General features: G+C 55.6%; 19 protein-coding genes. 10 read left to right on the top strand and 9 right to left on the bottom strand.

All coding sequences use genetic code 11. The annotated features are described in order from the left end of the window. Nucleotides 1–272 precede the first annotated feature (272 nt). A complete protein-coding gene (locus H6G53_RS15265) occupies nt 273–3,704 on the top strand; it encodes a response regulator (RefSeq protein ID WP_099532122.1) in 3,432 nt (1,143 codons plus the stop codon). 20 nt (nt 3,705–3,724) lie between these two features. Here the strand turns inward: H6G53_RS15265 and H6G53_RS15270 are convergent, their stop codons facing one another. Beyond that, the gene (locus H6G53_RS15270) at nt 3,725–6,502 is read right to left on the bottom strand and encodes a CHAT domain-containing protein (protein WP_190534438.1); all 2,778 of its coding nucleotides are present in this window, start codon (nt 6,500–6,502) and stop codon (nt 3,725–3,727) included. A gap of 449 nt (nt 6,503–6,951) precedes the next feature. Between H6G53_RS15270 and H6G53_RS15275 the strand changes: the two genes are divergently transcribed. Continuing rightward, nucleotides 6,952–7,422 carry a DUF309 domain-containing protein gene (locus H6G53_RS15275; protein ID WP_099534894.1) on the top strand — a complete coding sequence of 157 codons (471 nt, stop codon included), beginning with the start codon at nt 6,952–6,954 and terminating at the stop codon, nt 7,420–7,422. Between the two features lie 235 nt (nt 7,423–7,657). Further along, nucleotides 7,658–10,372: a chloride channel protein gene (locus tag H6G53_RS15280; RefSeq protein WP_234407074.1), complete on the top strand. Its 2,715-nt coding sequence runs from the start codon at nt 7,658–7,660 to the stop codon at nt 10,370–10,372. A 51-nt stretch (nt 10,373–10,423) separates the two neighbouring features. Here H6G53_RS15280 and H6G53_RS15285 read toward each other — a convergent pair whose 3' ends face one another. From H6G53_RS15285 to coaE, 3 genes are all read right to left on the bottom strand, one after another. Further along, nucleotides 10,424–10,873, bottom strand: a complete 450-nt coding sequence (locus H6G53_RS15285; protein WP_190534441.1) for a DUF3531 family protein — start codon at nt 10,871–10,873, stop codon at nt 10,424–10,426. 294 nt (nt 10,874–11,167) lie between these two features. Further along, nucleotides 11,168–12,172 carry an arsenosugar biosynthesis radical SAM (seleno)protein ArsS gene (gene arsS / locus H6G53_RS15290; protein WP_190528636.1) on the bottom strand — a complete coding sequence of 335 codons (1,005 nt, stop codon included), beginning with the start codon at nt 12,170–12,172 and terminating at the stop codon, nt 11,168–11,170. 89 nt (nt 12,173–12,261) lie between these two features. Then, nucleotides 12,262–12,849 (bottom strand): dephospho-CoA kinase, encoded by a 588-nt coding sequence (gene coaE / locus H6G53_RS15295; RefSeq protein ID WP_190534444.1) that lies wholly within the window; start codon nt 12,847–12,849, stop codon nt 12,262–12,264. Between the two features lie 140 nt (nt 12,850–12,989). On the opposite strand from coaE, the gene H6G53_RS15300 reads away from it, so the two are divergent. Continuing rightward, nucleotides 12,990–13,523, top strand: a complete 534-nt coding sequence (locus tag H6G53_RS15300; RefSeq protein WP_158234528.1) for a pentapeptide repeat-containing protein — start codon at nt 12,990–12,992, stop codon at nt 13,521–13,523. 130 nt (nt 13,524–13,653) lie between these two features. Here the strand turns inward: H6G53_RS15300 and H6G53_RS15305 are convergent, their stop codons facing one another. From H6G53_RS15305 to H6G53_RS15315, 3 genes are all read right to left on the bottom strand, one after another. Next, nucleotides 13,654–13,995 carry a hypothetical protein gene (locus H6G53_RS15305; protein WP_190534448.1) on the bottom strand — a complete coding sequence of 114 codons (342 nt, stop codon included), beginning with the start codon at nt 13,993–13,995 and terminating at the stop codon, nt 13,654–13,656. A gap of 545 nt (nt 13,996–14,540) precedes the next feature. Then, nucleotides 14,541–15,923: an HhoA/HhoB/HtrA family serine endopeptidase gene (locus H6G53_RS15310; protein ID WP_242030938.1), complete on the bottom strand. Its 1,383-nt coding sequence runs from the start codon at nt 15,921–15,923 to the stop codon at nt 14,541–14,543. Nucleotides 15,924–16,206: 283 nt separating this feature from the next. Then, nucleotides 16,207–16,773: a DUF2808 domain-containing protein gene (locus tag H6G53_RS15315; RefSeq protein ID WP_099534887.1), complete on the bottom strand. Its 567-nt coding sequence runs from the start codon at nt 16,771–16,773 to the stop codon at nt 16,207–16,209. A 674-nt stretch (nt 16,774–17,447) separates the two neighbouring features. Between H6G53_RS15315 and H6G53_RS15320 the strand changes: the two genes are divergently transcribed. Genes H6G53_RS15320 through H6G53_RS15345 form a run of 6 tightly spaced genes read left to right on the top strand, consistent with a single transcriptional unit; the run spans nt 17,448 to nt 21,476 of the window. Further along, nucleotides 17,448–17,927, top strand: a complete 480-nt coding sequence (locus H6G53_RS15320; protein WP_099534886.1) for a CRR6 family NdhI maturation factor — start codon at nt 17,448–17,450, stop codon at nt 17,925–17,927. Between the two features lie 8 nt (nt 17,928–17,935). Continuing rightward, on the top strand, nt 17,936–18,946 hold the full coding sequence (locus tag H6G53_RS15325) for a site-specific DNA-methyltransferase (protein WP_190534450.1): 1,011 nt from the start codon (nt 17,936–17,938) through the stop codon (nt 18,944–18,946). Nucleotides 18,947–18,979: 33 nt separating this feature from the next. After that, nucleotides 18,980–19,666, top strand: coding sequence for a PaeR7I family type II restriction endonuclease (locus tag H6G53_RS15330; RefSeq protein WP_190534453.1), 687 nt, complete (start codon nt 18,980–18,982; stop codon nt 19,664–19,666). 50 nt (nt 19,667–19,716) lie between these two features. Further along, nucleotides 19,717–20,163 (top strand): D-aminoacyl-tRNA deacylase, encoded by a 447-nt coding sequence (gene dtd, locus H6G53_RS15335; protein WP_190534456.1) that lies wholly within the window; start codon nt 19,717–19,719, stop codon nt 20,161–20,163. 27 nt (nt 20,164–20,190) lie between these two features. Continuing rightward, a complete protein-coding gene (locus H6G53_RS15340; RefSeq protein WP_190534459.1) occupies nt 20,191–20,994 on the top strand; it encodes a rhodanese-related sulfurtransferase in 804 nt (267 codons plus the stop codon). Then, nucleotides 20,991–21,476 (top strand): MEKHLA domain-containing protein, encoded by a 486-nt coding sequence (locus tag H6G53_RS15345; protein ID WP_347343152.1) that lies wholly within the window; start codon nt 20,991–20,993, stop codon nt 21,474–21,476. Before H6G53_RS15340 ends, H6G53_RS15345 begins: the two co-directional genes overlap by 4 nt. A 515-nt stretch (nt 21,477–21,991) precedes the next feature. On the opposite strand, the gene H6G53_RS15350 is transcribed toward H6G53_RS15345, so the two are convergent. Both H6G53_RS15350 and H6G53_RS15355 read right to left on the bottom strand, forming a co-directional pair. Further along, the gene (locus tag H6G53_RS15350; RefSeq protein ID WP_099534883.1) at nt 21,992–22,351 is read right to left on the bottom strand and encodes a nuclear transport factor 2 family protein; all 360 of its coding nucleotides are present in this window, start codon (nt 22,349–22,351) and stop codon (nt 21,992–21,994) included. A gap of 44 nt (nt 22,352–22,395) precedes the next feature. Beyond that, on the bottom strand, nt 22,396–22,866 hold the full coding sequence (locus H6G53_RS15355; RefSeq protein ID WP_190534462.1) for a cupin domain-containing protein: 471 nt from the start codon (nt 22,864–22,866) through the stop codon (nt 22,396–22,398). Between the last annotated feature and the right edge of the window lie 102 nt (nt 22,867–22,968).

Below are 22,968 nucleotides of genomic sequence, written 5' to 3' on the forward strand. Positions count from 1 at the left end.
CTACTCCATCCGGCATCAGTCCCTGGGTAACCTGTTCTGAAAACTCGCAGTCGCCAATGCCCTAAACCCTTACCATTCGTTGGCTGAAGCGATCGACCAGTTGTTCGTTGCCCTTTGGCATTTCAACTCCCCATCATCCCGCGCTAGGGCGCTATGGCCGGCTCTTTGCTCCCACAATGGATGCTTCTTCACTCCCAACGGCAACTTGGCCCGCAGTTTCTCCAGCACCACAGCCTGGGTTGCAACCCGATCGGGGCTGGGGGGCAAGCCCCATGATGACCAAGCCCACAGTCCTGGTCATTGACGACGAAGCCGATATTCTCGATTTGCTCTACCGAACGCTGCATCGAGAGTTCCAGGTTTTGCGGGCCAACAATGGCCCAGAAGCCTTGGACATTTTGGCCAAAGACCCCAACGTGGCCGTCATCATCTCGGATCAGCGAATGCCGCTGATGAGTGGGACGGAATTTTTGAGTTTGACGGCCGAGCAATATCCGGACGTGATGCGGATTATTGTCACCGGCTACACGGATGTGGATGACCTGGTGGAGGCCATCAACTCCGGCAAGGTGTTTAAGTACGTCACGAAGCCTTGGGATGACGAGGATCTGAAGGCCTCGGTGCGCAAGGCGGTGGAAACCCACAATGTGTTGCGATCGCGCACTTGGGAGTTGCGCCAAGCCCTGCGGCGGGAGTCATTGCTCAACGAAGTTTCCACCACGGTGCGCAGTGTCATGGACTCGCGCACGATGCTGCAAACGATCGTGGAGGCGGTGGGCCAGGCCTTGCAGTCAAACTGCTGTTTGTTGCGGCCCGTGGAAGATGGCCACCTGACCAATGAGCAGTTTGTCCATTGGTCGAGCGATCCCACGGCGGTGACTCAGCAGTCGATCGAAACGATTTTTGAAAGTTTGCGGGAAACGGTTTGGCTGGTGGAGTCGGCCACGTCGGTGGATGATGCGGCCACGGATCAGCGGCTGCAAACCTCGGAACCGGTTTGGCAAGGGCGGCAATCGGCCTTTGAGCGGTTGGGCATTCGATCGAGCGCGATCGTACCGATGGTCTATCGCGGGGAAGCCATGGCCGTGATGGCGCTCCATCGCTGCGAAACGGTGCAGCCCTGGAGCGAGGAAGATCTGCAGTTGGCCGTGGCGGTGGCCGATCAGGCGGCTTTGGCCCTGGCCCAAGCGCGGGCCTACGATCGGGTGCGGGCCCTGGCCGATCAAGAAGCCCTGGTGAACGCGATCGCCACGGCCATTCGATCGAGCCTGGAACCCAAAACCATCTTTGCCACCATCACCCAGCAGTTACGCCAGGCCCTGAAGTCCGACGGTTGCGCCCTCTCCCTTTGGACCAAGGACGATGAGTATGTGCAATGTGTGGGGTTTGATGAGGTTCCGCCCTTGGGCGGCAATCATCACGATTGGTCTTGGAGTCCCCAGCAAGTGGATCCGGTGGCGGCGGCCCGGCAACATGAGCCCCTGCCCCGCTCGATCGCCCCGATCGTCAGCAACCCCGTTTTGCAACAACTGATCGACACCCAACAGCCGATCGCCCTCGATGACCTACACGAAAGCAGCCTCTCCGCCAGCTTGCCCCTGAAGCAGCAGGCCCGGGCCCTGTTGGTGGTTCCCCTGCTTTCGGAGGGAAAAATCATCGGCAGCATTTCCCTGCGCCAGGCCAATCCCCGCCCCTGGAAGCGCACGGAAATCAAGCTGGTGCAAGCGGTGGCCGTCCAAGCGGCGATCGCAGTGCAACAGTCGCGCCTCTACCAAACCACTCGTCAACAGGCGGAACAACTGCTGGCGCTCGATCGGCAAAAGACCGAATTTTTCCAAAACATTTCCCACGAGTTCCGCACGCCCCTGACCCTGATGATTGGGCCCCTGGAAGCGGCGGTGAATCAAAAGCAAGGCTTGCCCTACGAGCAGGCCGACGTGGCCCTACGGAACTCGCGGCGACTGTTGCGATTGGTGAATCAACTACTGGACTTGCAGCGGGTGGATGCGGGCCGAATGCAGCCCACCTTCCGCCCCTGCGATTTGGCGGAGTTTGCCCGCTACATTTTGGAATCCTTCCGCCCCTACTGCGATCGCAAGGAGATCGCCCTGGTGGCCAACCTCACCCCCTGCCCCGACACCTATCTGGACAGCGAGCGCTTCGATAAGGTGCTCTATAACCTGCTCTCCAATGCCATGAAGTTCACGCCGCGCGGCGGAACGATCACGGTCACGGTGGAAGCCACGGGGCAGCATTATCTGTTGCAAGTGAGCGATACGGGGATCGGGATTCGGGCCGACCAAATTCCCCACCTCTTTGAACGGTTCCGCCAGGCCGAAGGTTCCGTGAGTCGGGGTTACGAGGGCACGGGTCTGGGCCTGGCCCTGGTGAAGGAGTTGGTGGAACTCCATGGCGGGCGGGTGACGGTGGAGTCGGACTATGGCCAGGGGGCAACTTTCTCCGTTTGGTTAGACCGGGGTTCCACCCACCTGCCGCCCGATCGAACGATCGAGCAACCGGTGGCGATCGAAGGCAGCCGCGCCGCGATCGAGCTGGCAGACCTGGCCGCCGAATTGCTGGAGCATGATGCCGCCACCCGCGCCAACGATCCATTGCCGGATCCGGAACCGCAGGACTTGGGCGATCGACCATTGGTGCTGGTGGTGGACGACAACCCCGACCTGCGGAGCTATGTCAGCAGCATTTTGCGTCGGAATCAATACGGGGTGATTGTGGCCCGCAACGGGGCCGAAGGCATCGCCGCCGCCGAGCAATACCAACCCCATCTGATCTTGACCGATTTGATGATGCCGGGGGTTTCCGGGTTAGACCTGATTCGGCAGGTGCGCCAAGACAAAGCCCTCCAGGGCACGCCAATTATCTTGCTGACGGCCAAGGCCGATGCCGACACCCGGGTTGAAGGGGTGGAAATTGGCGCAGATGCCTATCTGGCCAAGCCCTTTGACGATCGGGAATTGCTGGCGGAAGTCCATAACCTGATCGCCCTCAAGGCCAATGAACGCAAGGTTTCGGAACTGAATGCCTACTTGACTGAATCGGTGTTGCGGCGCTTTTTGCCGGGATCCTTGGTCAACAAGGCGGCCGCGGGCGAGTTGATGTTGGACTTGCAACCGGAGCCTCGGCTCATTACGGTGCTGTTCAGCGATATTGTGGGCTTCACGCAGCTCTCGAACACGGTGCGATCGCGCAAGGTGGCCGAGCTGCTGAATGAATACCTGTCGGAAATGACCCACATTGCCTTTGCCAACGGCGGCACGATCGATAAGTTCATGGGCGATGCGATTTTGGTGCTGTTCGGTGCTCCCGAGGAAGCCACCCCCAACGAGCAGGTGCAGCGGGCCGTGCGCACCGCGCGTCAAATGTCCGAACGACTGCACCAACTGAATCAGGTTTGGGGCGAGCAGGCCATTCCCCCTGTCCGGTTCCGCTGCGGCATTCATCAGGGTACGGCGGTAGTGGGCATGTTTGGCAGTGCGGAGCGATCGGACTACACGGCCATTGGCCCCTGCGTGAACATCGCTTCTCGGATTCAGCAGGCGGCCCGACCGGGCACGGTTTTGGTGTCGGCGGCCGTGGCGGACTATTTGGATGAAAACGACATCGAAAAAGTGGGGCCCTTGGAATTGAAGGGCGTTGATGAAACGGTGTTGACCTTCTCGGTCAATCTCAACCTAGAAGACTAGGGCTGGCCCATGCTCAATCTTCAGTCGGGCCGACCCACGGCCGTGAAAGCAGCCCATTGGAACGGGTTGGGGTAGCGATCGCGGGTTTGGATCATGGCTTGGCGCAGGGCCGCCACGGGCGAACTCCCCTGCTGAAGCGCTGCATAAAAATGGCCCATCAGGATTGCGGTGGGTTCGTCGGGAATTTTCCAAAGGGTCACCACGACCCGATCGGCCCCCGCCGCCAAAAAAGAACGAGACAACCCCAACACCCCATCGCCGGTAATCCGGCCGCGCCCCGTATCACAGGCACTGAGCACCACCAGTTCCGCCGCTAACCGCAATTCCATAATTTCACCGGCACTGAGAAGGCCGTCATCACCGGCAGCCGGTGCAAGGGCAATCGCCCCGGGCATTCCCGAATTACCCAAGTCATCTAACAAACCATGGGTGGCCAGATGAATTCGGCGCGCTTGGGTAATCCGATCCAAAATTTCGCCTTTGGTGGCCTGGGCCCCCAACAGCGGCTTGACCTGAAGCAGTTGGGCCACTTGGCGCGCTTCCGATTCGGCCCCGGGTAAATTGCTCAGGGGACTGGGGGCCGCTCCCCAAACGGGAGGCACGGCCGGCATCACCGGATTGCCCACCACCAGGGCCGCGCGATCGACCCCCACCACCACATCGGATGCTAAGGGGCGATCGGGCGGGGTTTCGGCAAATTGCAACCGCAACACATCGATCGCAGGGGTGAGAAACAAACTGTGGCGATCGATCAGCATCTGACCATCCTCAGCTTGCAGAGCAGCAAAGGGCACTAAAAACAGCAGCCCTTGGGGCACGATCGCCACCGGTTCCTGGGGATCTGTGGGCAACAAGTCCGCGATCGGGGCGATCAGTTGCCGATGCAGCCCGTTCAGTTGACGGCGCAACTCTGCCGCCAGCAGTTGTCCTTGGGGCAGGATTCGCCGCAGCTCTTGAATTTGGGTAGCCAGGGTGGCTTCGGCCGAGGCTCCCGCCATCGCTACCGTGCGGAGGGTCACGTCTCCTTGGGGATTCACCACCCAAATGTGGAGCGATCGCTGGCCGATCGTGTATTCCACCAAGGTCAAGCGGCGATCGCGCGCTAACTGCTGAATTTGGCTGAGGGTGGGGGGTGGGCTGGCCGCGGGGCTGGGTTGGTTGGCCAAATGGCCCGATCGGGCGGCCAACAGTTCCACAAAGGCCCGGGCCCGGGCCCGTTCCGCCACCTCCAAGGCTTGCCCCGCCTGACCTTGGACAATCAAAGCCTCTTGCAACAGGCGATAGGTTTGGGCTTGGGTGTCCGCCAGGGCGATTTTGTTGTCGTCGCTCAGGCCCGGCCGCACCGACTCCCACCGCTCGATCGCCTGAAACAGATGGTCGATCGCCCGAGGAGCCGCCCGCTGCTGTAAATAAAACTCCCCCAAACGGGTTAACAAACGCCCCTCTTCGGCCCGGGCCCCCGTCGCTCGATGGATCCCCAAGGCGGCCTCGAAACCGGCCTGGGCCTGCTCGCGATCGCCCGCATCATTAGCCAACAGGGCCAATTGTTCCCAGGCTTGGGCCTCACCGGGGCGATCGCCATGGGTTTGGGCCAACTGGCGCACCTGCTCCAGGGCGTTGCGGGCCTCCGAACGGCGACCCACCGCCCGCAACGCCTCACCCAACATCAACTGAGCCTTGGTCATCCCGATCGCCTTGCCGGGATAATCCTCCGGCAGCAGGTTATAGAATTGCACCCCCTGCTGGGCACTGACCACCGCTTGGGTTGCTTTGCCCTGGCGCAACTGCACTTGCGATAACCAAGCGGCTAAGTAGCCCTGTTGCTTAGGCAGTTCATACAAGCCCCCATCCAGGGGAATCCCTGCATGAGCCTGGTCAGCCGCATTGGCGATCGCCCGATCGAGCCAAGCCTCCGCCTGGTGATATTGACCCAAACGCTCATAGGTTTCCGTCAAATTCGCCATCACCAGCCCGATCGTGGGCCGATCGCCCGTTTCCGCAATCACCCCATGGGCCGCCTGCTGCACCTCCAACGCTCGGGCGAATTCCCCCAATTGCAGATAAACATTGCCCAACTGCACCTGGGTTTTCGCGAGCCGCGAACGATCGCCCAAGGCCTGGTACTGGTCACGGGCCTGTTGTAACTGGGCGATCGCCTCGGGCCAATTGCCCTGGTCGATCGCCGCCTGGGCCCGCGCCGTCAATGGGGCCCCCGGATCATCAAACAGACAAACCGTAATCGGCCGAAACGGGCAGGTATGTTGCCGCAGGGGGTTACCCAACAAAATCAGCGATCGCAACCGGGCCAATCCCGGCTGCTGGGGCAGTGCCGTGATCTGATTGCGGGTCAAATCCAGCATTTCCAACTGATCCAGGTCTTGCAGGGGCGAGAGATCCTGCACCTGATTGAACCCCAAAATTAATTGGCGCAAGGACGACATCCCCGCCAAGGGTCGCAAATCCCGAATTTGGTTCCCCGGCAGCGACAGGGCCCGCCAATGATTGAAGGTGGCGATCGGTTGCAAATCCTGAATGTTTTGGTTGGACAAATCCAACACGGGCAGGGCCGCCAAATTGCGCCAAGCCTGTTCACAATTCTCGGTCTTGGCTACCCGCAACAAGGCTCCCACCGTGTGCCGCGCCGCCGGATCCAGTCGATCGCGCTGCCGACACCAATCGGCAAAATTCACCAGTCCTTGGGCCGATCGGGAGTCTTGGGCGATCGCCGGTTCGATCGCCATCCCCAGCCCCCAGCCCACCAGCACCACCAGCAGTCCCAGCCGCCCTCGATCGCCCATGGTGTTTTTCCCAAACCAGCGCCTCCAATCTAGATCGCTTCGGCGGGAACGCCACCTCAACCGCCTGGCAACTGCATTTCCCTGGGATTAGGCCTGACGAGTGAGCTTGGCATTGACACTCCCCGCTCTAAAAAGACAGAGACAAGGTTTTCACGCTCCCGTGCGACCTGATAACAGACAGACAACTTGTACGTTTCCGTCATAACAGACAGGCGTAGACTATTGCTTGCTTCAAGGTCATCGAACCCCACTCAGCAAGCGCGGCTCTCATCCCGACATTCCCCTTCGGGAGAGCGCGGGGCTTCCCGCCGATTAGCTAAAATTGAATTCAGCCCTCCATCGGTGTTTTGGGCTTTTTTTACGAATTAGCTCTAAAACGATCCTGAGACGATGACGATCGCCCTGTGGATTGATCGCGCCTTTTCATCCCTGACCCATTACCCAGCGCCATGATTGAGGAATCACAACCCAACACTCCGTTTTGGCAAGGAATTGAGGAATTTAATCGTGGGGAGTTTTATGCTTGCCACGACACGATCGAGGCATTATGGGTGGTGGCGAATGAGCCGGAGCGCACGTTTTATCAAGGGGTTTTGCAAGTGGCGGTGGCGCTCCATCACCTCAGTAATTTGAATTGGCGCGGGGCTGCAATTTTGTTGGGTGAAGGGCTGAGCCGCTTGAATAAATATGACGATCATTACAGTGGAATTGATGTAAACCAGCTCATTGCCCAGGTGGCGGATGTTTTGCACTTTATTCAAGTAATGGGGCCCGATCGGGTAGAAACTGCCGCGATCGCCTTGGGATTACGAACTGGGTTGCTTCCTCTGGAGTCTGGAAATTTGGAATCATTTGCTCAGCCATCTTTGCCGCGCATCCTGCCGGCCGCCCAAGCCTGCTCGGGAGAAGAAACCCCGTAAAAAAAGGGACTTGGTAGCAAGATTTTGTCCACAATTCTCTAAATCTGTCCGATTGATCGGTAAGATTCAAAAACATCCCCATTGAAATTCAATTGGGCGAAATAGCAATCGAGTAGGACTTAAATACCCCCTATAACGATTGTCGGTTGGCAGTGAGGCCATTGGCACTCGCCTCCTGACTGATCGGATCGTTCGGCGCGATCATGCTGCGTGATCGTTTTCAGGAAGCGCGTTTGTGGCAAACGACTGGTATCACCGCTACAACCCCTTTAGCGAGCAATGGCATCCCCTGCGGTGGGTACGCCCATTCATGCGTCCCAAGACCTTGGCCCTGCTGGAGTCTTGCACGATCGGGCTAATTGCCGGGTTGGCGGCCGTGTTGATGAAGTGGGGGGCGGCTTGGGTAGGAACCCAGCGGATCGCGATCGCCACCCGTAGCCCCGTGCCGGCCCTGGCGTTAGCGGCGGTGGGGGTGGTGGGTTGTTGGCTGGCTGGCTGGTTGGTGCAGCGCTTTTCGCCGGACGCTGGGGGCAGCGGGATTCCACAGGTCAAGGCCAAGCTGGCCTTTGGGCCGATCCTGTTGGATTGGCGGGCTGTTTGGGTCAAATTATTGGCCACCACGCTCACCTTGGGGTCTGGGTTAACCCTGGGTCGCCAGGGCCCCACGGTGCATGTGGGCGCTTCTATCGCGGCCCAACTCAGTCGTTGGATTCCCACTTCGCCGGCCTATCGTCGCCAAACAATTGCCGCCGGGGCCGCGGCTGGTTTGGCGGCTGGGTTTAATGCCCCGATCGCGGGTGTGCTGTTTGCGGTGGAAGAGCTGCTGCATGATGTGTCGGGTTTGACCCTGGGGCCGGCTCTGTTGGCGGCCTTTGTGGGAGCGGTGGTGGCGCAGTCCTTGGGCGGTGATATTTTGCCCGTGAGCTTGAACCTATCGCGGGTGGCCACGGAATTTACGGCACGGGATATTCCGGCCTACCTGTTGTTGGGTTTGTTGGCCGGTTGGTTGGGAGCCAATTTCAATCGGGGGGTGATTGCCAGTTTGGGTCTCTATCGCCGGTTGCAATGGGGGTTGCCGGAGCGGATGGCCCTAGCTGGTGGAATTACGGGCCTGGGTATGGCGATGTTGCCAGCGGCGTTTTGGAACTATAGCTGGCTGCGGGAAGATTTGGTGCTGGGGGGGACGGCTTGGCAGGGCGCGGCGATCGCCTTTGGGGCCCATTTCCTGTTGACTTTGGTGGCCTTTGGTTCCGGTGCGCCGGGGGGCTTGTTTGGCCCTTCGCTGATTTTGGGGGCCGCCTTGGGCAGTGTGGTGGGAGCCTTAGTGGGGGCCCACTCGATCGCCACCTACGCTCTGGCCGGGATGGGGGCATTTTTTGCGGCGGTGTCGCGGGTGCCAATCACGGCGATCGCGATTGTGTTTGAAATGGCGGCGGATTTTAACCTGGTGTTGCCGCTCACCATTGGTTCCACGGTGGCCTATTTGGTGGCCGATCGCCTGGATTCTGGATCTTTATACGATCGACTGCTGGCCCTCAAGGGGTTGGAGTCGGAACCGATTCCCGATGTGGATTTGCTGGCGGATTTAACGGCCAAGGATGTGATGAATCATCCGGTGGAAACCCTGCGGGCTAGCCAAACCTTGGAAACGGCTCGCCAGCGGTTTGCCGATTCGCACCATCGCGGTTTTCCGGTGGTGGACGATCGGGGAAATTTGGTGGGCATTTTGACCCAATCGGACATCACGGATTTGGATGCCGAGGATTTGGCCGCCACCGATCGGGTGACGGCGGCCATGACTCCCCAGCCGATCGCGGTGCAAATTGATGATCGGCTGTCGGATATTCGCTTTTTGCTCAGTCGCTACAAACTGGGACGACTGCCCGTTTTGGAAGGGCAAAGGCTGGTGGGCATTGTCACGCGCAGCGATCTGTTGCGCGTTGAGTCCAAACGACTGGGGGGGGAAATTAATCCCCAGCAGCCGCGCCGGCCCGCCTATGCCATCTATAAAACCCGGGGGCCGAACACGGGGCGATCGCGAATTTTGGTGCCGATCGCCAATCCAGCGGCGGCCTTGGGGCTGTTGCGGTTGGCGCTGGCCATTGCGCGCGATCGACAGGCGGAGGTGGAATGCTTGCATGTGATGTTGGTTCCTGTGGGTCAGTCCCCGGCGGAAACCTCGATCGATCCGGCGCTGGTGGCCCCCATGCGCAAATTGTTTGAACGGGCAACCCGTGCCGGTCGCCAATGGCGCATCTCCATCCATAGCCAAATTTGCTTGGCCCGGGATCCGGCCGAGGCCATTTTGGAAGTGATTCAACGGCGGCGAATCGACTTGGTGATTATGGGTTGGCAAGGGGCGATCGCCCGGCCAGGGTTACCGGTTTTTGGCGACTCGATCGCCCGACTGTTAAACGATGCCCCCTGCGAAATCATGTTGGTGAAATGGGGAGAAGACCTGTTCAAACGGCCGCGAATTCGTCAGCAGGAGGCGGTGCAGGCCATGCTCAGTCTCGATCGCTGGTTAGTGCCGATTAGTGGTGGGCCCAATGTGGAGCGGGCCCTGAATCTGTTGCCGCCGCTGTTGGGCCTGACCCGATCGGCCGCCGTCACCCTCTGCCAAGTCGTGCCCAAGGTGGCCACCAGCGAGGAACCAGACTTCAGCGAATCGGCGGCACAACCCTGGACGACCGATCTTTTGGATCAGGCCACCGCTCGCCTCACCAAAACCAGCCCCACTTCAGTCACGGCGCTGGCTCTCTGTGCGGATCAGGTGGCTGAAACCATTTTGCACTTGGCCGAAAGCCTAGATAGCCAAGTGATTGTATTAGGAGCCAGCCGAGAAAGCCTACTCAAACAGGTCATTCATGGTAACTTGCCGGCCACGATCGCCCAGCAATTTCAAGGCACAATTTTAGTGGTTCGTGGCCCATTGACTGGTAATGATTAAGTGCTTGCTGCTGAATTAGCTGCATTAGCTGAATTAGCTAAATTAGCTGCATTAATTGAAATCCGAGCTGGATTGGCGTTTGCTTTCATCAATCGGCCAATCTTCATCTTCACCACCGATGCTAATACGGCGAATTTCCAAAAATTCTCGACTCAGTTGAGAAAAGGCATTAATCAACACATCCAGGGCGATCGCATCACTGGTTCCCAAGTCAAACCAACAACGGGCGCGGGTTCCTTCAAACTCCACTTCGCCCATGTTGTGCATCAGGGCCATCATCGATTGATCCAGTACTTCACTGTCATATTCCATATAGCTCAAGTCCAAGCCCACCTCTTGAACCTGCGCGTTTTCGGCATTGAATCCACCTAATTTCCCTAAGAAAAACCAGGAATCAAAAACCTCTTCAATGTATTGCTGCTCCATGCGCCCTGGAACGGTGTCCAGCTCCAGCCAAATCCAAACATTAAAGGGGTCAAACTCGCGAAATTGAATGTCCATGGAAAAGAGAGAGGAAAGGGATGAATTGCCAATCACTGAATTGATTCGATTAGTCAAATGAATTCAATTCAATAGACCAACGCAATCACAAGCATTAACCAGCCGCTAATGCACTACAGCCTTTACTGAAAATAATTGGCACGCCATATTGCAGATGCCATGAGGCAACGGTTTGGTGGGCATTGCCCACCCTACGATCGACTGTGCTTAGTTAGCGAGGTCAGGGCTGTCAGTTGACTGGATTGAACTGAATTGAATGGATGAACTCAACCGATCGAAATCAACGGGAGCTGCCTAAAGCAACGCGCCGCCACAACTGGAACCAGCACCGGCCGTGCATCCGTAGCAGTGGCGATCGGTCTGAACCGTTTGGATTAAATCCAGGGAACCGGCTGCCAACAGATCCGCCAGGGTCAGCATTTTACCATCGGGCGATCGGGCTGGGATCTCCTCCATTTGGTTAAAGTCGCAATCGTAAAGATAGCCTCGATAGTCCACCGATAGCTGATCACGACACATCAACCCTGCCACGGTGTCGGCATTGAAATTTTGAGCCAAAAACTGACAATAATCGGCTTCCAATTGGCGAGCTTGCAGGGCTAATTTAGTCCGCCCGATCGGGAGATTGGTGATGGTCAGTAAATGATTGAAATCAATGTTGTGATCAGCTTTTAAACGCTGACGATAGGCCACTTCCAAACCCGCTTGGGCCGGTGGCAGTGAAAAATTAGCTCCTGTGGGAACCGGTGGGTTATAAACCAAGTCGATTTGCAGTTTTGGATCTCGCCCATAGCCCCGCTGATTTAGGAGTTTGAGGGCGGCAATGGAGCGATCGAACACACCGCGTCCCCGTTGTCGATCGACATTCTCTGACAAATAACAAGGCAGCGAAGCCACGACTCGCACATGATAGTTTTGGAAAAAGTCCGGCAAATCTTCAAACCCATCCTCAAAGAAAATGGTTAAATTTGACCGAACAATCACTTCCTTTTTGGCAGCGGCCGCCGCTTGTACCAAAGCCCGAAAGCCGTCGTGCATTTCTGGTGCGCCGCCCGTTAAATCCACCGTTTGAATCTGTGGAAATTGCTGAATGATGGCAATTAACTGCTCACAGACTTCCGGGCTAATGGCTTCAGTGCGTTTCGGCCCCGCTTCCACATGGCAATGGGTGCAAGCCAGGTTGCAACGTTTGCCAAGGTTGATTTGCAACACACGAATGGTGCGCTTTGTTAGGCAAGTGCCAAGGGCTTCGGCAAAAGGACGCGGAGAATCAACGGCGGCAATCACAGGACTATGCATGAAATCTCTAGAACTTCCTAACGATCCAACTTGAAGCTTAGAACTTGAAGCTTGAATCTTGAACTTTGAATCTTGAAACCGGAAACTTTTTAACAACTTTCCCAGGCGTGATCCACTTGCTGAAATAGCTCCGGTAAAGTTCCCTGGTTGTGCAAAACCACGTCGGCCCGCGCCATTTTTTGTGCCAGTGGCCATTGGCTGTTGATGCGAGCTTGGGCCTGATCAACCGTCAAATGATTTCGGGCCATTAACCGGTGCAATTGCTGGGCTGGCTCACAACTAACCACCCAAATTTCCGTGACTAAATCGGTCATTTGGGCTTCAAATAGGAGGGGAATGGCTAAGACAATGCTGTTCGATCGCCCTTGATGAGCCGCAATTCCAGCCAACAAATGGGCCCGCACGATCGGGTGAATTTGGGCTTCTAACCATTGGCGCTCGGCCGGCTGCTGAAACACAATTTCGCCTAAGCGGGGTCGATCGAGCGAGCCATCAGCACCAATCACATCAGCACCAAACCGCTGGGCGATCGCTGGCAAAAGGGGTGACCCCGATTCCACGGCCGATCGCGCCAACTGATCCGCATCCAACACCGGCAATCCATAGCGTTCTGCCAAATAGTCTGACACTGTGGTTTTGCCCGTGGCAATGCCGCCCGTAAGTCCAATGATTCGCACCTGGGCCCCCTGATTGATTCCGGGACTGAACTCCTACAATAATCGTAGGGATGGCATCCCGGTTTGTTGGGGCTGTTTGGCCTTGTCTCCTGTCTGCAATTCTGGTTCCATTTTTTCCCTGCCCCATTTTTTGCACCCCCATGTTGAAGGTTCACCGCGCGATCGGCATTGCTCTTGTGGGCGCTTGGTTGAGTAGCCCGGCCCTGCCGGTGCGAGCCTTCTCGGAAAATGATCTGCTGCGATTGCGACGCACCAACGAGTGCAGCGGTTGCGACCTCAGCGAAGCCGACCTGTCGGGCAACAGCTTCATTGGAGCGCGGTTGGTGGGGGTGAATTTATCAAAGGCGAAGTTGGCGAATACGGATTGGTCGGGGGCTGACTTCACGGGGGCGAATTTGGAGGGGGTTGACCTGTCGGGGGCCCGGTTGTTTGAGGCCAAGTTTCAGGCGACAAATCTAATTGGTGCAACCCTTTCCGGGGCTGATTTGACCAATGCCAATCTATTCCAAGCATTTTTGAGTGGGGCCAAGCTCGATCGCGCCGTGTTGTTTTATGCCAATCTCAGGAACGCTGACCTGACCAACGCGGACTTAACCGGCGCAGATTTGACCCTAGCGGAACTGAACGGGGCTAAGTTGAGCGGGGCCCAACTGCCACCGGGTTTTCGACTTTAGGCCTGGGGTTAGCCAAGGCCCCGAGGCGGCATTGGAACCTGGGCGCAAGCTGACCGGCTTTGGCCTAAACCGGCTTTGCCCTAATTCAACTTAATTCGGCTTCATTTGGCTCCAGTTAGCTCCAGTTGGCTTAACTCAGCAGCGACTCAAATTCCTGGCGCAACCCATCCGCATTGCCCAACCGCGACACCATTAAACTGCCCTGGCCCGCGTCCGCAAGGCGATGTTTCCAAAAGGCGATCGCCTCAGCATTTTGCATCCAAAAATCCACCACCGTGGCGGAAATATCATTCCAAGACCAATCATGCCGCCAAAGCACCGGTTCGATCGATTCCAAGGTGGCATCCAGCGTGCATTGAAAACTACCGATATATTCCACAGGGGGAGCGGGCGATCGCTCAATTAACTGTTGTTGCTCATGAAAAAAGTGCAGCACTGGAGACACACCCACAATTTCAAATGTGTAATCCATGGCAAACTCCCACAAATTTCAAAGGGCATTTCTGAAAAATAGAGGCGCAATCTTCTCCGAGCGCATGTCTCAAGGGCTGAGAAGGTGATTGCAAACGGTGAGGGTCATGAAATTGAATGAAAAGGGATTCGTTCTGATTCGTTCTGAGCTGTGAATGGGGGCTATGAATTGATTCTTGACTTTATGTATTAGCGCAAATTTTTTGAGCTTGGCAATGATTTTAGAAATTTATTGGCAAATGCAACAACCTTGTAAAAATCTCAAGTTATAAAAGACTCAATTGATACAAAAATTTCGTTTTATAGGCTGCAATCTGTTAGCACTCTCAGCTTTTTAGTGCTAATTGCTGAAGACTGACGCGATGTTCGATTGCCTGCCAGCTCATCAAAAATCGGCGTTGACCAAAAGCCAGGGATCGATCGACCCCTGGCGCTTGTTTTTTGAATTGGAACGAGCAATCAATTAGCGCACCATGGGCACACCATTGACGCACTATTGACGCACCATTGGCGCAGAAGGTGGATGGCGACGATCGGGGTTGAATCCTAGCGATCGTCCGCAAAATCCTGCATTTGTCCAGTGCGCACCGAGAGCTGTTGATTGCCACCCCGATCGCCCCGTCGCACAGTCATGGCCAGGGCCTGACCCACGCGGCGGCGTTCCACCAGTCCTTGCAACTGTTCCGCGCTGGTGACCCCCGTGCCATCAATTTGCACAATCACATCACCCCGCCGCAGGCCACCCCGGGCCGCAGGCGAATCGGGAATCACATTCACCACCAACACCCCCGACACTTCCGGCAGCATGATGGCGGCGTTGGGGTCGCTGTTGTTTTTGCGGGCCAAGTCGGGAGTCAAGGTGCGCATCTGAATGCCCAGGAACGGATGGGGCACGGCCTGACCCTTCGACAGCAAAGGCAAAATGCTCTTTACCTTGTTGATGGGAATGGCGAACCCAATCCCCATCGCGTCGGCACGGATGGCGGTGTTAATGCCAATCACCTCGCCCCGATCGTTCAGCAGCGGGCCGCCGGAGTTTCCGGGGTTGATGGCCGCGTCGGTTTGGATGAAGTCTAGGCGCTTGTCGGGAATGCCCACCTGCACGCTCGATCGCTTCAGGGTGCTGACAATGCCCAGGGTGACCGTGTTGTCCAGCCCCAACGGGTTCCCCACCGCGATCGCCCAATCGCCCACTTGCACCAAATCCGAATCGCCCAGGGGAGCCACCGGCAACCGTTCATCACCGGGGCTGATTTTCACCACCGCCAAATCGGTGACCTCATCGGCCCCCAGCACGCGCCCATCAAACTCTCGCCCATCCTTGAGGGTCACGGTCACGCGATCGGCCCGATTCACCACATGGGCATTGGTCAACAGCAGACCATCACTTTCAATAATGAAGCCGGAGCCTTGCCCCGCAATCCGTTGGCGCTGTTCTCGGGGCATTTGCCGAAAAAACTCATCCCCAAAGAAGCGCTCAAACAGCGGATCGTTAAAAAACGGGTCAACCCGCCGGGTCACGGTGCGTTCCGTGTCGATGCGCACCACGGCCGCACCCACCCGGTTCACAGCCGCCGTCACAAAACTGTTGCTGCGGGGAGCCGCCACCTCCGCCGGGCGCTGGGCCGTGGCGCTGTCATCCACCAGGGCAACGGCGGGGGCAATTGGGCCCCCCAGGGCGATCGCCCAGAGCAACACCGCCAGCCCGATCGCCCCGATCGCCCGTTGCCATGACGACGGTTGCCATGGTGACGATTGCAGTTGAGACCGTGGCGATGGTTGCGTTTGCCCGCCGAAAAATATTAAACCCAGGCGCTGTTTCAGGCGTTGTTTCAGGCGTTGTTTCAGGCGTTGTTTCAGGCGTTGTTTCAGGCGTTTCAGTGGGTTTTGTTGATGATTGGCCCCAAGTCCCATAACGCTAAATTCCATTGCGGTTGTTTGGTTCCAAATGTTCCAGATTTTCCAGAGCTTCCAGGCAATCCAGGTGATCCAGGTGATCCAGAGGCTTCAGGTGTTCTAGGTTTCTTGGCTTCCGGGTTGCTAGGGGTTCTGAGCACAAGTCCCTTGCGAACTGAATGCCAGCCCATATCGACATCAAGACATCAGGGGAGCCAGAAAGCGAAATCCGAAACAGACTCGCGCCCGCTTCGGATTCAAAATGGCTGGCAAGGGCGGGGCGATCGACTCCCCAGAACCATACCGGAGCTGAACGTTAGGTAATTTGAATCAGCCAGGTACCGATATAGCGCAGCAAGGGCGTGTCACCGGGGGTCAAAATCCGGCAGTTAAAGTAATACATCCCGCCCATGTCCGGGTTGCGCACATTGCTGAGCACCACCTCAAGCTGCTTACCCGAGGGAATCGGTTCCTTAGGATAAATCTCGATCGTGTAGTTTTCCGGATTCCAAACCACCCGATCTAGCTCAACCTTCTCGCCACCGTTCTTGTACCGCACATCAATGCGATCGGTGTCGAAACGTCCCTTGTAATAGTCGGGATAGTCGATCGCGATTTGGGCGATCGCCAGGTTCTGAGCCGGAATCCGCAACCGGTAGCGATCCCAGGAGCTTTCACGACCCCGATCGAGCCGGAAGCTCAGTTGACTTTCGCGACGGGGGCCACCAAAGAGCGTGAATCCAGGCAACTCCTGCGCCACCACTGCCGGCACAACTGCCAGGCTGCAACTCAGCGCGGCCAAGGCTGCCAAACCGCGACGCACCCAACGCTGCGACAGGGCACGCGGCTGACTCGAAGCCGGGGCAAAAGACTTAAAGGGCATGGATGGTGTCTCCCAATTGGAGCCAAACAAATGGAGCAATGAAGCGGCGATAAACCTTGGACATCGGGAATTTTCACCGCGAAAAGCTCACCGGGGCAACTCATCGAAAGCTTTCATTTTCAGAAGACTCACCGAAGAGTTTTGCCGAGGGAATTTGCTGGTGAAACGCTGTCGATCGCTGATGGTGACTGGGTTTTGGGCCCCATCCCCATAGGTATCGTTGATGATCACTGAGACAGCACAAAAATGGCCAAGATTTACCAATTTTCTAAACAAAGCGTATCAAAACTTTGACCGCTTGTGGGGAGCGCGATCGCCCCAACCCAAATCGCTCGCCAATTGTCGCGCCAAGCGGCGCTCAAAGAGAGGCTCCGAAAGAGGCTCAAAGAAGTACTCAAATTCAAGGCTCAAATTTAAGGCTCAAACTTAAGGAGCGCTCAAATTCAGGGGGTGCTCACGGGTTCTCGATCCTGCACTGACGCGAGTTCGCCCCCAATCCCATGGGCCATTAGCTGCCATTGGGCCAACGATTAGCAGTCCTGTGGCTCCGGTTTGCCAAAAGGGCCCACCCCCGCGCGACACTAACGAAAGGCAAATTGCACCATGGTCGGGCCCCAACCCCGCGCCACTTGCTGTGATTTAGCCCTCAGAATTTGCACCGGGAGCAAAATGGCATGACAATTACCATTTCGATCGCAGCGGATCATCTCCAAACCCTAGACCTCAGCCCCATCCAACGGGCGATCGAGCCGCTCTTGGCCAGTGGCATTGCCGCCGCCGAACAACAAGTGCAACTCACCATTGACCTGCCCCGCGACCCCACCGACCCCCGCGAGCTGTCGGAAATTCCCGAAGTGCGGCTTTGGTTTCTGCGGGCAGACGCGGTTTATCCTTGGTTGCCCTTTGTTTTGGACTGGAAAGCAGGCGAACTCGGTCGTTATGCGGCCATGCTGGTTCCTCACCAATTCCATCCCACCGACGGAATTCAGTTCAATCCCGAAGCCTTGGAACTATTCGTGATGGGCAAGATTTTTGTATTAGCCAACTGGCTGAAAACCCAAGGAATTGGCACGCGATCGCGGCTTCAGGGCATGGCGCAAATGCTGGGCTACGACCTAGACGAGTCCTTCTTCGACTTGCTGGATTTGAGTTAGGTACTAACATGATCTCCGCTCCGGTCACCAGCCCTTTCAATGCCTTGGAAGAGCAGCCAAAACTAACTAGCACCTTGCTATCAGCCCTTGGCGATTTGAGTAATATTCAGACTGCCATTCCCAGAATTGCGAAAGACACTCGGCTCATGCAGCTCATCCAAGAGCAGGTTGCTGATTGGCCTAGTGAACATCATCTTCATCTGGGTGATGCCCGAACAAGCCTGAATCTTCCACCCGAAAGTGTCCATCTCATTCTGACTTCGCCGCCCTATTGGAACCTAAAGTCTTACAACTCAATTCAAGGACAAATGGGAGCAATTGACGATTATGATCAATTTATTCATGAACTCAATTTAGTTTGGGAGCAGTGCTTTCAACTACTCGCTCCCGGCGGTCGATTAATTTGCGTTGTGGGTGATGTTTGCTTATCTCGACGGAAAAATAACGGCCGCCATTCCGTATTTCCTCTTCATGCTTCCATTCAAGAAAGTTGCAGAGCAATTGGCTTCGATAATCTTTCTCCCATCATTTGGCACAAAATCGCCAATGCTTCCCTAGAATCAAAGGGAAATGGCACGGTTTTTATGGGTAAACCCTATGAACCCAACGGAATTATCAAAAACGATATTGAATTTGTTTTGATGCAGCGTAAGCCAGGGGGATATCGAAAAGTGAACTTAACAACTAAGTTGCTGAGTATTATTCCAGAAACAGATCACCGCACTTGGTTTCAACAGATCTGGAGTGACATTCCAGGTGCATCAACACGTCATCATCCAGCTCCTTATCCCCTAGAATTAGCCACAAGATTAATTAAAATGTTCTCGTTTGTGGGTGATGTGGTGCTTGATCCTTTTTCTGGCACAGGAACAACATCCCTCGCGGCTGCTCAGTGTGGACGCAATAGCATTGGTTATGAAATTGACCCCACATATCTAAAACAATCCTATGACCGTTTAGCCCAGGAGCTAACGAGCCTGTTCAGCAAAACTACGGTGATCCTGCATTCTGATTGCTAATCATTAAGACCTTAGTGTTTAAAAATAACTGAAATGCAAAATGTACTCCAAGATCTGGATACTAGGCTGGCGGTTGCTGTTCAACGGTTTTGGCAAATACGATCTGAGTCTGCTCAAGCAGTCCGTTCAGGAAAGCATCTTGATGATTTTCGTGAATTAGTTGCCAGCCTCTTAATCACGGCTGGCGTTGAGGAGAGTTGCATTTACTGGAAACAAGATACAGAGCTGCCAGGGTGGTTTCGCGCAGAAAAAAGTTGGGACTTATTAGTGATTATCAATCATCGGTTGGTTGCTGCGATTGAATTTAAATCCCAGGTTGGGTCTTTTGGGAATAATTTTAACAACCGAACTGAAGAAGCATTGGGTAGTGCAACTGATCTATGGAATGCCTACGAAAAAGGGGCATTCTATCCTTCACCGCGTCCCTGGTTAGGCTATTTTCTTTTGCTTGAAGATGCTGAAGCTGCTCATCGACAAGTTTCAATCAAGGAGCCTCATTTTTCAGTCTTTGAGGAATTTCAAGGTGCTTCCTATGTCGCTCGATATCAGCAACTACTCATCAAGCTAATCCGCTCTCGGTTGTATGATTCTGCTTGCTTTTTAACTGCTCCTCAAATGGGAACAGAATCAAAAATCTATGATCAGCCAGAGCCTGAATTGACGTTTCGAGGGTTTATGGTTTCACTGTTGGGACGAGTCATTGCAGCGCTGGAGCTTTGATTTTCATAAGTTTTCGATTCCAGGTTGATGAGTTTTGAGATGTGGGCACAATGCGGGTCGTAATTCAACGGGTGACGGCTTCTCGTGTGGCGATCGGGGGGGAAACCGTCGGGCAAATTGGCCGGGGGTTGAACCTGTTGGTGGCGATCGCCGCGACCGATACGGAGGCAGAGTTGCAGTGGATGGCGCGTAAATGTCTGGATTTGCGGCTGTTTCCCGATCCGGCGGCGGCTCATCCTCGGTTTGATTTGTCGGTGAGTGAGATTGGCGGCGAACTGCTGGTGATCAGTCAATTCACGCTCTATGGCGATGGGCGCAAGGGGCGGCGACCCAGTTTCGATCGCTCCGCCGCGCCCGATCGGGCCGAGGCCCTGTACGATCGCTTTGTGGAATTGCTGCGGGCCAGTGGTTTGCGCGTGGAAACCGGCCGGTTTGGCGCAATGATGCAAGTCCAAATCGACAACGATGGCCCAGTGACCTTGATTTTGGATTCCTAGAGTCTGGATTCCTGACGGAGAGAGAAGATGACGGTGGTGGTGGCCGCGCTCTATCAATTTGTGGCGGTGGATGATTGGGCCGATTGGCGATCGCAGTGGCTCGATCGCGCCGAAGCCTTGGGGATTCGCGGCACGTTGCTGCTGGCCCAAGAAGGGATCAACGGCACGATTGCGGGGACTCGGGAGGCGATCGATCAGATGTTGGTGGCCCTGCGATCGCACCCGGCCCTGACAAATTTGAGCGCGCGCGAGTCGATCGCCCCGGCCATGCCCTTCCAACGGCTAAAAATCAAACTGAAGCGGGAAATTGTCACCTTCAACCAACCGGTGGCCCCCACGGAGCGGACGGGAACCCGCGTGGCTCCGACCGAATGGAACGCGCTGATTGCTGATCCGGAGGTGAAGCTAATCGACACGCGCAACCAATTTGAAGTGGCGATCGGTTCGTTTCAGGGGGCGATCGACCCGGAAACCCAGACCTTCACGGAATTTCCCGACGCGGTGGAACGGTTGCTGGATCCCCAGCGCGATCGCAAGGTGGCCATGTTCTGCACGGGCGGCATCCGCTGCGAGAAGGCTTCGGCCTACCTGTTGGCCCAAGGGTTCGAGCAGGTTTATCAACTGGAGGGCGGCATTCTCAATTACTTAGCCACCGTTGACCCGGCGGAAAGCGCCTGGCAGGGTGAATGCTTTGTGTTTGATGAGCGGGTGGCACTGCAACATGGCTTGCAACCGGGGACGTATCAAATGTGCCGTGCCTGTGGTCGGCCGGTCGATCGCAATCTCGACATCTGTCCCCACTGCCAATCCAGTTTGGGAGATGCCTCGTGAGCGATCGGGTGATCGAAATTTGGCAGGATCCGGCGGTGGTGCGCCATGTCGATCGCCTCTGGGCCAGTTTCCAGCAGGTGGTGGGGCGATCGTTGGGGGATTTACCGGCGGATCTCGACCCGATCGAGCGATCACGTCGGATTTTTCACGCACCTTTTGTGGTGGTGTCCCACGGCACGGAAGCCGACCCGATTTTTAACTATGCCAACCAACGGGCGATCGAGTTGTGGGAGCTGAGTTGGGATGAGTTTGTGCAGTTGCCATCTCGGTTGAGCGCCGAGCCGATCGCCCGAGAAGAGCGAGCCAAAATGTTAGAAGAAGCAGCCGATCGGGGCTATATCAGCAACTATCAAGGGGTACGAATTTCCAAAACCGGTCGTCGATTTCGGATCCTCGATGGTCTGATTTGGAACCTAGTCGATGAAGCGGGTCAACCCTACGGCCAAGCCGCCACATTCCAGCAAATTAAACCAGTCAATTGATATGAATTAATTCATCAAAATCAATTCATTAAGCTGCTTAATTGTAATTCATTCAAGTGTGCAACGACCAAGTGTGCAACGATTGCATTTTCATAATTCACCCCCAGTAGGGGCGCACCGCTGTGCGCCCTATGCCGCATGTGACGATTTAACCAGTCATTTTCACCATAAATGACACATTAGACCTCTTGCGTCAATCAAGACCCTCACCCTAAATCCCTCTCCCAAGTCGGGAGAGGGACTTGATCACCAGCTACGAGATCGCTGTAACGCAATGGTTCTGGCCCCCCTTCGCCCCCCTTGGGAGAAGGGGTTGGGGGATGAGGGCTTCTGGTCGATTCGCGTAAGAGGTCTATTCAACCATCAAACGAATCAAGGATAAATGACCATTTACCTCATGCCATATGTGACAGTTTAGCCAGTCATTTTCATCACGAATCATGCATTTAACTATCAAGCGAATCGAGGGCGCACGGCGGTGCGCCCCTACCAGGATGGTTGGCGATTTGCGTGATTCAATTGTTGTAATGAGCGATCACCTGGGAGACCTTGCCCGTGCTGCTGAGTTTCATCAACTCACCCGACTGCGTGCCCTGTTGATTGATGTAGTAAAGCACCAAACTTTCAATGCCCCACATCACATCTAACAGCTCAAACTTGAGATTGGGATAGACTTCCAACCCCTTTTGGAAATAGCGACGAAGGGCAGCTTTTCCTTGCACCCTTCCCGTCGGGTCACCCAAGAGCCGAGCCGCGATCGGGGAAATCAACACCACATCTTCCTCGTAGTGGCTCAAAATGCGATCGAGGTCGTGGCTATTCCAAGCCGCCACCCACTCTTGCGCAAATTCCTGGGCCTGGGATTGAGTCAGCATTGGTTTTTCCTCATTGAGTCGATCGCCTGGAATTTTAGGGGATCTCAATAGGGTTGACCATCTCGATGATAGATAGCCCAAGAGCCATCTATTTGTTGACAAGCTTTTAAATCATCATTCGGATAGGTCACTTCATCGCCCGCCGTGCGATCGCCCACTTCCAAATAAACCGCATCTTCAGGCGATCGATTGATCAGTTGATGAGCAATGCCAGTTCCAGCCTTGAAGCCATAGCAATCACCGGAATGCAACTCAAATTCCCGATCGCCCACAAGGAGAGTGAGCGTTCCCGCCAAAACAAAAATAAATTCATCTTGTTTAGAGTGACAATGGGCGAGAGCCGACGCGGAACCGGGCGCAAGTTCGGTTAAATTCACTCCAAAGTTTGACAATTGAAAGTAATCGCCCAATTTTCGCTTTAATCGACCCTTAACCACCGCGTCATAGGGTGATGGATAGATGGTTTGGCCACGCTGGGCGGGCACATTGTTGGCCGTAATCGGGTTAGGTTCCATGCAGAAGTGTTGAATGACAGATTCAGGTTATAAAAAAGGGGTAAGAAGATGTAATTCTTACCCCAAACAATCAAAAAGTAGTACACCAATGTTACGCTCATT

Origin of the sequence: Limnothrix sp. FACHB-406 (genome assembly GCF_014698235.1) — a bacterium.
Classification (GTDB): domain Bacteria; phylum Cyanobacteriota; class Cyanobacteriia; order CACIAM-69d; family CACIAM-69d; genus CACIAM-69d.